Annotated in this window: 1 protein-coding gene; it reads left to right on the plus strand. The window is 57.2% G+C overall.

Annotation, left to right across the window (positions count from 1 at the left end):
• On the plus strand, positions 1–229 hold a 229-nt coding region (locus ACVA58_RS28820; protein WP_446513643.1), incomplete at both ends, for a hypothetical protein.

The raw sequence follows: 229 nt of genomic DNA on the forward strand, positions 1-229 counted from the left end.
CGTGTGTACCGACAAGGTTGCTGAACTGGCTGGCGATGCCATCGACAACATCGTCTGCTCGGAAGCAGGCTTGGCGCTGTCGAAGCTGGAAAAGGGCGCGGACTTCGACAAGAAGTACCAAGACCGTTTCCACACGCCGGTGCAGATCTACGCACCGTTCACGTATGACGCTGTCAACGTGATCATCGACGCGATGAAGCGTGCCAACTCGACCGATGCTGCCAAGATC

This window comes from Photobacterium sp. DNB22_13_2 (assembly GCF_052873915.1).